The sequence below is a fragment of the Ruegeria sp. CG1 genome, assembly GCF_056537265.1.
Map to the genome: position 1 here is coordinate 439,935 of NZ_JBQFRF010000005.1, position 9,638 is coordinate 449,572.

Genomic DNA, 9,638 nt, shown 5'->3' on the forward strand with positions numbered 1-9,638 from the left:
GTCTCCTCCCTTACACACGTTCAAGAATAAGTGCGGCACCCTGCCCTACCCCGACACACATGGTGCAGAGCGCGTAGCGGCCTCCGGTGCGGCGCAGTTGATAGGCAGCAGTCATCACTAGCCGCGCACCGCTCATTCCAAGCGGGTGGCCAATGGCGATTGCCCCGCCATTTGGGTTCACATGCGGCGCATCATCGGGCACCCCGAGTTCGCGCAGCGTGGCAAGGCCCTGCGAGGCAAACGCCTCGTTCAACTCTATCACATCCATCTGATCGATGCTGAGCCCAGCCCGTGCAAGCACCTTTCGGCTGGCTGGAACCGGGCCGATGCCCATCACGCGCGGTTCCACCCCGGCAACGGACATGCAAACCACACGGGCAATCGGGGTCAGATCGTTCTTTGCCGCAGCAGATTCATTTGCCATCAGGATCGCCGCCGCGCCGTCGTTAACACCCGAGGCGTTTCCAGCGGTCACAGTCTTGTCCACCCCGTTGATGCCCTTTAGGCCGGACAGTTTCTCTGCTGTAGTCCCCGGACGTGGATGCTCGTCCGTATCGACCACCACCGGGTCACCTTTGCGCTGGGGGATTGTGACCGGGGTGATCTCCTCCTGAAACACCCCGGTCTGGTGCGCCGCGGCCCAGCGGGCCTGGCTGCGTTCGGCAAACGCGTCCTGATCGGAGCGACTGATACCATAAGCTTCCGCTACGTTATCCGCTGTTTCGGGCATCGAGTCGATACCAAATTCCTTTTCCATTTTCGGGTTCACAAAGCGCCAGCCGATCGTGGTGTCGTAAACGGCATTGGCACGAGTAAAGGCGGATGTTGCCTTGGGCATCACAAATGGCGCACGCGACATGCTTTCGACCCCACCCGCGATCGCCATGTCATAATCCCCAGCCTTGATGGCGCGCGCAGCCATGCCCACCGCATCCATGCCAGACGCGCAGAGCCGATTGATTGTCGTTCCCGGTACATCCACCGGCAGCCCTGCCAGCAACGCCGCCATCCGCGCCACATTGCGGTTGCTTTCACCGGCTTGGTTCGCATCGCCATAAATCACGTCGTCCAGACTGGACCAATCCACCTGTGGGTTACGCGCGACAAGCGAAGCGATTGGCAGGGCGGCAAGATCATCTGTGCGCACCTGGCTTAGTCCACCACCATATCGTCCGATCGGGGTGCGCTGGGCGTCGCAGATAAAGGCGTCCATAGGTCGATTACTCCGAATTTGAATTCACATCATTAAGTGACCGATAGGTCGGTTAATAAGCCTCTCATCGATTCGCAGCAAGCTTTATGTTACTTCATATACGTTTTCTTGCTTTTTCCGTAACGCTTTGGCTTGCTGCGAGTAACTTGGTCGTGTGAAACGTAGTCTTTGCCGGCTTACCACCTGCGCCAATACCGTCTCAGACCTTTGATAAGGGTTCCTTCAACACAAAATTTGACAAATCGAAAACGTACTTAGACCGCTTCGAATAGGCAGTTTGAAATGTTGCCATTCTGAGATTGGAGTTCCGGTAAACGTTTGTATCTGAGGCAGACATCGCACCAGATTGTCTGGTTTTGACCTATAGCGTTTAATGAATGACACTTAACAACTTTCGTCGCAAAAGCCGCCTTCAGTCATCGACAATCATCAAGTTAACTTTGAAAAGAAGCGTTGAATGCTCAATGCACAGAAGCCGAGACGACATCCATCATTCGCAGCTGTCTATCGGAGATCAAGTTGATCCCGTTAGAACGGAAGTATGCGATTAAACTTGTCGAGGAACTGTCGGTGTATTTGCGTTGGTTGAGATTCAAAACGAACAAAGCCGCCGTGCGGCGGTCTGTTCGGTGCTTTGTTCGACCCAATTGCTTGCGGTAGGGCGCAACCACCGATGCCGAACGCAACTGAAATGCCAAGTATAGGCGGTGATTACAACGGATCGTCGCAACACGTGCGTTGAACCGTTTTGCTGGCGTTTGCTTTTTTTTGCATTTCAGCATTCGAAGTGCGAGCACAAAACAATGACACGGAAGTTAACAACCTATTCGTAGAGGCGGTAGAGCTTTACCGGCAGTCAAAAAAAGTGTCTGGAAACGCCAAGTTAGAGGCATACAAAAAAGTCCGGAGTCTCTTCGAGAAGATTCTGAGCGACTGTACTGAATTAAAGCCTGCAAGAGGGGCGGCCCGGGAGGGTCACCATTGCCAGCCTTCCCAACTCCAGACCGAAAGGATGGAACGATTTGAAACGCGAAATTGATCGGGTTTTCAGGTCAGATACGATAACGGCACGGGGGCGAATGAAACCGCAGCGGACGCTGCATTTTGCGCGCATCTTGCGTGGCGGCTATGATGCCGCTGAACCCAATCAATTCTTAGAGCAAAGAGGCTGGACGCTTTTATATGCTTACAAAGCGATCGTGCTCTTGTCGGTGATGTGACCGCTTCTATCACTTGATGAAGCACACTATGGGCCTAGCTATGCGCATTTGTTTGGCACACGAGACCAAGCAATTTGGAAAGCTCAACACACCACGCATGGTCTAGCCCAAAATCATAGTTCTCGGCCTAACGGCACGAGACGAGGCTGAGATTCGCGCTATTGCCGAATAAATGACCGTTATTTTTATATCTGATGCTGTGTTTGGCAGTTTACTTGGTTTAGTTGCTAAGAATGAAGCTTCCGGCGAAAACAAAATGCCCAAGCGGCAACTGTACGTCGCACTGCTACAAATCCAGTGCAGCGAATGCTGAATTGTGCTAACCTTACACCGCTACAGCGGTTTGCTCATTGCGTGAACGTTTTGCCGTCCAATCGCACTTAGCTGATTGCTGTTGTTTTTAAGTCTTTGCTTTTTTGTCGTTAAGTTTTCCAGGGAGAGTTTTATGATCAGTAGTCTTTGCACGGCCTTTTTTAGCAAGGCTCGTTACGGAACTCCGATGTGTTTATTGGTTTCATTGTCCATTGCGACGGATGTTCGCGGTCAGGACAACGAAATCGTGACGGTGCCAAGTGTTTTCTACAGCTATCTGTCCGAGGAGAAAGATTCTGAAGGTAACCACATAAAGAAGTTTTTTTGACCTAAAAGAGCTTTCCGACCAAATAAGCGAGTTGGGCCTAAGCTCCGAGTCCGCACTTGCGATAAATGCTTCGGAGGAGGATGGTTATAGATCATTGAACGAAGATGCTTTTATCAATGCTCTGAGACAAAGTGATAACCCTGGGTTGGAAGCCCTTGGTGACTCACTCGGGTATTTTGAAGATGAAGAACTGAACGGTGGTGGAGTGCAAGCCGCGGCAGCGATAGAAATGCTAACAGTTTCTGACATCGGCGCAGAAAAGTGTAAGGCGCTTCCGCCTGCCCCACCAGATCTGGGCAATCCAAATAACAAATGGGAAATCTACAAAACGGCTATTTTGGGTCGCAGTTCCATGACTGCCGTCCAGTACGCTTTTGATCAAGACGCGAACGAGGGTCTTGGTCGTGGCCAATTCGACATAAGAACCACCAAGTTTGTCCTATGTCGTAATCTACTTACGAACGACATAGAGGGCATCCCAATTAATGTGCGGTGGGTATTCAATGTGAATGGCCAAAGCCTGAAAGTCGAAGAATCAGGCGGCTTTTCAAACCCGCCGCCCAATGGTGGTTCGTATCAGCAGCGGTTTATTGCAAGAGGAACGGGAATTCAGCTTGTACTTATGCAAATTGACGGCACGGCGCTGCCGCCCAACAACCCTGCATACCTGATTGTAGGGAATGCCTGTATCGACATTTGGTTCGTGGATAAGGTTAATGGTTTTGACATTTCCGTGCCGGCGTCGCTGCCAAACGCAGGTGTGTTTTGTGCGGGCGGCTATTGCAAGGGCGTTCCACCGGGTTTGGATGCGACGCGATAGGTCAATTCTTCTCGCACGCCAAAATTGAGGCATCGATAAAACCGAGATGCGCTCATGTGAGCGCAGCGAATGGCACTTTGGACTTTGTGACCTGCGGTGGTGATCGCGACTTACGCCGTTAATCAAGAGAACTGGCGACTAGTTCATGTTGACAAATGGCGAAGCCAAAGTCGGTTGGACTCTATGTCTATGATATCCCAGGAAGCTTTCTGCGGCCTTGTGGTAGCGGATCGCGACACGTCGAGCGTTCTTGAGCCTGTTAAAGCAGCGCTCGACCCGTTTTCGCGGACGGTAGAGTGAACGGTCGACACCAACGCGCATCTTTGTGTTTTTCCGTACCGATATCTGGGTCATCACAACTCGATTATTCATCTGTCTACGTGTTTTGTCAGCATCATAGCCGCGATCTGCTATCAACACGCGCGGCTAAGGCAGATTGTCTACCTTTACCAAATCGAAACCACGATAATCAGATGTCCAACCCGGTGTGATATCGGTCCTCATATGCAAGCCAGTGTGCGTTTGCGAGCAGGTGGGTCACACGCCCATTCTGAAAGAGAACATGCGAGCAGGTCTGGACCTTCCTACTCGCGTTCTTTCGTTCGATCAGAATGATCGCCTGCGGATCTGCTACACCGGCTCCCAGTTTCTTGAAGTCCGGCATGGGTTCACAGACGCCTCTGCGTTGCGTGCATTTCAGAGCCAGATGAAGGACGACCAAGCGAGAAAAGCCCCGCACAGGACCCTTCACGTGCGTAGTTATATCCAGCTTTCTACGGGACATCGCTGGTGGAGCCTTCGACATGGAAGTTCATGCCGGCTCGCCTAAAAGGGCAAATGCAACGTTCGCGAAGTAGAAAAAACGGCGCCGGCTGAAACACGCAACGCGCGACAGGGTCGCCAAACTCACCGCTCTGTCAGCGCGTGTTCACGATGGGCGGTTTTGAACAACGACCGAGGCAATAGTGGACACCGGCCGCGGCGTTGGGTTTTAGTGTCATTGGTACGCCCGTTTCCTCCGGGAACATCATGTCAATACAGGCGGTCCCGTTATCCGCAAAGATCAGGGGGATACGATTCAGACTTCCGGGTGGAACTGTGCTTTGATCGAATTTTTTCCATTTTGCGCGGCCCTTGCCAAGCTCCCAATTCGCTTCCCAATAGTTGACGATTTTGATGTCCTGTTTCGCGGCATAAAGCTTGTATTCGAACGGCTCCGCCATGGCAGCGCTGACCTTCAGTTCTGTCGCATCAAAGGCTTTGTGAAATACACCTTTTATCGCGTCTTCTATAGTTTTTTTGTCGACCCTGGCGTTCCCGGCCTCGACGTGGAAGTACTGGTAACGAACTGCTGGCGTCAGCCTTCCAGCACGCGAGACTGCGGTTCGCATCAGGACACAGAGACGAAGGTCGCCGCTTGATTTTGCATACGGACCATCTGCGCCACCAGAATAATAATACCCGGCGAGCCTAGAGTCGTGCAGACATTTGTCCAATATCTGCCCCTTGACCGAAACTGTCCTTGTGCCGAACAGGTTCCTGTTGTTCGCAACCCTTACAACCGGCTCGGTTGCGACCCCGGAAAATCCGCCGTAGTCACGGACAACCGACGCACGGTTAATGGCAGGACAAAACTCCTGCTGGGGATCGCAAGGGGGCTCACTGAGCTGCGACAGGAGCCTTTTGAAATCCGCTTCCGTGAACTCTTTCACTGGCTTGGGCGGGTCTTCCAGATTCTTGTTAGGAGATACTCCGCCCGCGACCACCTTCTGGTCGGGCAGGTTGATCGTGTTGAATGATGATCCCTTCTCGTCTTCCACTACATAGGAACAACCGGAAAAAAGAGCGACAATGCAAGTTAACAGCAACATACTTAAACTGGGTCTTTTCATAATTTACTCCGACAACAAAATTCGAGTAATGCCAGAACCGTAGCACGTTCGGTTTAAAAAATCTAAGAATCCCCCTGTTTGCGGGAAAATGTGGACTGTGAACGGGATTTCGGGTTGCAGGGTGCAGCGTGGTCAAACGGCGGGATGGGCCTTAATCTTCTTTTCGATTGTATCGGTCAGCCGTTCATGGAACCTGATGGAGGAGACCGCAAGAATCTCACGGGCTTTGGACATTTCCACGGCGGCTTCTTCCGGATCACCCTGATGGAGCAAGGCATCCGCAAGCAGGCTGTGCGAGAAGGCAACGATCTGACCCGATCCTGTGTCCACATATTTTTCAAGCCCGTCCCGTAGGGTCTTGACACCCGTTGCTTCGCCACATCTGGTCTCGGCCCATCCCACAAGTACGGCGGACCAGTGTTCCCAATACTTGAATTTCTTTCTTTTGCTGGTTTCGTACGCTTCCTTGGCAAATTCTAGACAGGGTGCGGGCTCACCGTAGGTACAGTAAATGGACGCGATAATGCTCAACGCGTAGCAGCGGGAGAATTCGCTGCGTTCGGCGCGGGTTTTGGCTATCGCCTGCTCCAGTTCCGAGCGCACCTTGTCATCTTCAGGGTCCTGCAGAGTGCGTGCCCAGCAGCGCATCACCATATCGACAATTTCCGTATCCGCTGGATAGAATCGGTTGATTTCGCTCAAGTCGCACTGGGCGCGATGTTCAAGTGCACGGTCCAGATGAGAAATCGCCTGGTCGAATTCGCCCCTAAGCAGCGAAGCCAAGCCGCTATTGTGTTCGCTTAAGGTGTGCAAAGCGGCATTGGGGTCATCGGCCAGCATGTCAGTCATTTGTTCGCAATACGGCCAGGCCGCATCGGGGCGGCCACCGATCAAGTGTTCACCTATGAGCTGGTGGAGGTTGGTAAAAGCCACTTCGTGATCGCCACTTTTCTCGTTAAGCGCGATCAGCTTTTCCAGATTTCTTGTGATGTCGGGCGAGCCCCAGCTGCGCATTTCAAGGGCGACGGCGAGAGACTGGCGCAATTTGATCTCGATCTGGTCGGACGTTTCGTGGTGCTCAAGCCTGTCGTGCGCCTCGATCGCGGCGCTCATCTGGGCAATTGCTTCGTTGCTGGCATAGTTGCGCAGGCTCAGCTTGGCAGCTTCGTGCCACCGATCCCGCGCAGCGTCGAATTGTTCCGCCTTTTTGTAGTGCAGCGCCAGAATTTCGGGCTGACGTGCGCAAAGGTTCGCAAAACGCGCTACCATGGTTTCGGCAATGCGGAGGTGAAGACTCCTTGCCTGTTGTGGTAAGATCGCCTCGTAGGCGACATCGCTGATCAGGGCATGGCGGAAAGAAAAACTGCTTTCGCCTCCTTCAAATTTCTCCACCATGGTCTGTGCGCGTGCGAGGTTTTGAAGCTCTGACAGGATTTCATCGACCGGTCGCCCAGCAACGGCGGCGACGAGATCACTCGTAAAGCCCTGTCCCAGAGCGGCACAAATTGAAATCGTGTCCGGTGCGACGCTCAGATGGTCGAGCCGGACCCGGAGCAGGTCCTTCAAGTTCGACGGGAATAGTGTTTCTTGTTTCAAATGGCCGTCCGGCCGGATTGAACCCGCGGAGCGGGCCAGCATACTCACCATTTCCTCAACAAAGAGCGGTACGCCTTCCGAGCGGGTGATGATGGTTTCCATAAGCCCGTTCAGTGCCATTCCGTCGCTCATCAGTGCTTCGAGTAGCTGTGCTGTTTCGCGCGTGCCCAAACTGGGCAACGACAATGTGGTGACCTTGGGCAGGTTCGACCACCTTGGTGTGTATTCAGGGCGGTAGGTGCCCAGTACCATGACCCGCAGATTGCCGATTCGCTCCAGCAGGTTGTTGAGCAACTCTTCGGAAGAGGGATCGATCCATTGCAGGTCTTCGAAGAGGATAAAGACAGGTTTTTTGAGCGAGGCGCGTTCGACGTAGTTTTGCAGGATCTCAAAAGTGCGCGTTTTAATCTCTTCGGGCGCCACAGGCGGGCGTTGCTCCGGCGCACCGAAAGAAAGCAGGTTGGAAAACAGTGAGGTCACTTCGTCGGAGGCGTTGCCGCGCTCTTCCAGAAACGTTTTCAGTTTGGATTCACGCTCTTTGAGAGTGTCGTTTTCCTTAAGGCCTACAGCATTGATGATATGTGACTTTATTGGAAAGAACGAGCTGTTTTCATGGTAGGGTGAGCACTGGAAGCTGAGCCTCTGGCCCATGGGGAGAACGAGCGTTTGCTGTATTTCTTCTGCTAGACGCGACTTTCCGAGCCCCGCCTCGCCAGAGAGAAATATTGCCTGTCCTTCGCCACGGCAGGCGGCGTTCCAGCGTCTGCGCAGCAAGTTGAATTCGCCTTCACGTCCAATCAGGGGGGTTAGTGCGCCGTGCATCCGCTTCTCGAAGCGTAGCTCTGTCTTTCGAGATTCTATGACCAGCCAAACACTTACAGGGCGCGAAAATCCTTTCAGTTGGTGTTTGCCGATCGAAGTGCAGCGGAAGTTGTACCCCAAAAGCCGCCGCGTTCGCCCAGATATGGCAATTTGCCCAGGATCGGCCAGCGCCTGAAGGCGGGCGGCGAGGTTGGGGATATCCCCCAGCACGAAACTGTCGACCTGTTGTGTGCCGTGCATAAAATCTTCGAGCAGAACATCGCCGGTCGCTATGCCAATGCGCACGGACAGTTTTTCTAGCGGGGGAACAGGGATCACGCTCACTTTTTCGATGATTGCAAGTGCCGTGAGCACTGCGCGCTCTGCATCATCTTCGTTGGCTACCGGGTGACCGAAGTAGGCAACCACCCCGTCACCGACGAATTGAGCGACATAGCCGAAATTCTCTTTGATCGCTTCGGCACAGAGGTTCTGAAAGGCCTTGAGCGAGTCTCGATACTGCTCGATCCCCAGTTCCTGCACGAGCCCTGTCGAGTTGACCAAATCAACGAACATGATCGTCATCTGACGCAACTCGCCGATGGACCTTCGCGGCCGTTCTGTCGCGATTTCGAAGGCGGAGGCGGATTCCTGAAAACCGGCAACGTCGGGGTCTTCCCTCTCCTCCGGCAGCGCCCTCATCGCTTTGAGAAGTCGTTTGCTATCGCCAAGCGCGATGCCAAGGCTTGCGAAATCCTGCTCAGAAAGCTCTCCGATGACGTCTAAATCAATGGAATTGGCTTCCATCACGTCGAGGTATTTTTCCAACTTCAGAGATTCGAGCCATGACTTTAATGTAAGCATCGGCAACGGGCCCTTCACTTCTCTACGGTTCTGGCAGGCCGGTTAACGCGAAGCCAATCCCGGATTAATGAAGCCAACAAGAACTCGCGCCAAATGTCAAAGGATGTGCGCTGTTTGTGCCGGAAGCACAACTACTACTTGAAGGCGCAGTTGCCGAACGGGTTAGACGTCGGTTGAAAGAAGACGCGATCCGGGATTTGAAGATCAATGACCACGATACGGTAAAAGAAGTCCGCGAGCGCGTGAGCCACAGTTTTCGTATTCAGCAAAGTCTGGGATTTGGGACTCGGCGCAATTTCGGCAAAATCTATATGTTCAAACGCAATCCCGATCAAACGATACGGGTGTTCCACCCAACGGAACAAAGACACCTGCGACAACCGGTTGACGATCAAACTCAAGGAACTCGAAGACTGTGTTCTCTGAAGCGGCTTATTCGACAGTGATGGTATCGGGAGTAGGAATTGAACCTCTGAGTTTCATGTTATGAGCCTGGCGAGGTTTGATCGTTAATCGAACAGTCCGGTGGGCTGTTTTTAGTCTGCACGGGCTGCTCTGGGATTTTCTAAAGTTGGTTGCGGGAGCAGGATTT

7 protein-coding genes and 1 pseudogene are annotated in these 9,638 nt (G+C 53.1%); 4 read left to right on the forward strand and 4 right to left on the reverse strand.

The features are described 5' to 3' along the window. Positions 1-10 precede the first annotated feature (10 nt). A complete protein-coding gene (pcaF, locus tag ACR0AU_RS16970) occupies positions 11-1,213 on the reverse strand; it encodes a 3-oxoadipyl-CoA thiolase (protein WP_170511226.1) in 1,203 nt (400 codons plus the stop codon). A 1,022-nt stretch (positions 1,214-2,235) separates the two neighbouring features. On the opposite strand from pcaF, the gene ACR0AU_RS16975 reads away from it, so the two are divergent. The 3 genes from ACR0AU_RS16975 (at position 2,236) to ACR0AU_RS16985 (ending at position 3,893) form a co-directional block, all read left to right on the forward strand. Continuing rightward, positions 2,236-2,433 (forward strand): hypothetical protein, encoded by a 198-nt coding sequence (locus tag ACR0AU_RS16975; protein WP_480593604.1) that lies wholly within the window; start codon positions 2,236-2,238, stop codon positions 2,431-2,433. A gap of 445 nt (positions 2,434-2,878) precedes the next feature. Next, positions 2,879-3,073 carry a hypothetical protein gene (locus tag ACR0AU_RS16980; protein ID WP_480795990.1) on the forward strand — a complete coding sequence of 65 codons (195 nt, stop codon included), beginning with the start codon at positions 2,879-2,881 and terminating at the stop codon, positions 3,071-3,073. 94 nt (positions 3,074-3,167) lie between these two features. After that, complete coding sequence (locus tag ACR0AU_RS16985) at positions 3,168-3,893, forward strand: hypothetical protein (protein ID WP_480795991.1); 726 nt, start codon at positions 3,168-3,170, stop codon at positions 3,891-3,893. A 143-nt stretch (positions 3,894-4,036) separates the two neighbouring features. Here the strand turns inward: ACR0AU_RS16985 and ACR0AU_RS16990 are convergent. The 3 genes and pseudogenes from ACR0AU_RS16990 to ACR0AU_RS17000 form a co-directional block, all read right to left on the reverse strand. After that, positions 4,037-4,406: pseudogene (locus ACR0AU_RS16990) on the reverse strand (transposase); the annotation flags it as partial. 404 nt (positions 4,407-4,810) lie between these two features. Then, complete coding sequence (locus ACR0AU_RS16995) at positions 4,811-5,785, reverse strand: hypothetical protein (RefSeq protein WP_170734236.1); 975 nt, start codon at positions 5,783-5,785, stop codon at positions 4,811-4,813. A gap of 132 nt (positions 5,786-5,917) precedes the next feature. Then, a complete protein-coding gene (locus ACR0AU_RS17000) occupies positions 5,918-9,046 on the reverse strand; it encodes an adenylate/guanylate cyclase domain-containing protein (RefSeq protein WP_480795992.1) in 3,129 nt (1,042 codons plus the stop codon). Positions 9,047-9,162: 116 nt separating this feature from the next. Between ACR0AU_RS17000 and ACR0AU_RS17005 the strand changes: the two genes are divergently transcribed. Next, entirely contained in the window at positions 9,163-9,492 is a 330-nt protein-coding gene (locus ACR0AU_RS17005; protein ID WP_480572369.1) for a hypothetical protein, read from the forward strand. The last annotated feature ends 146 nt before the right edge of the window (positions 9,493-9,638 follow it).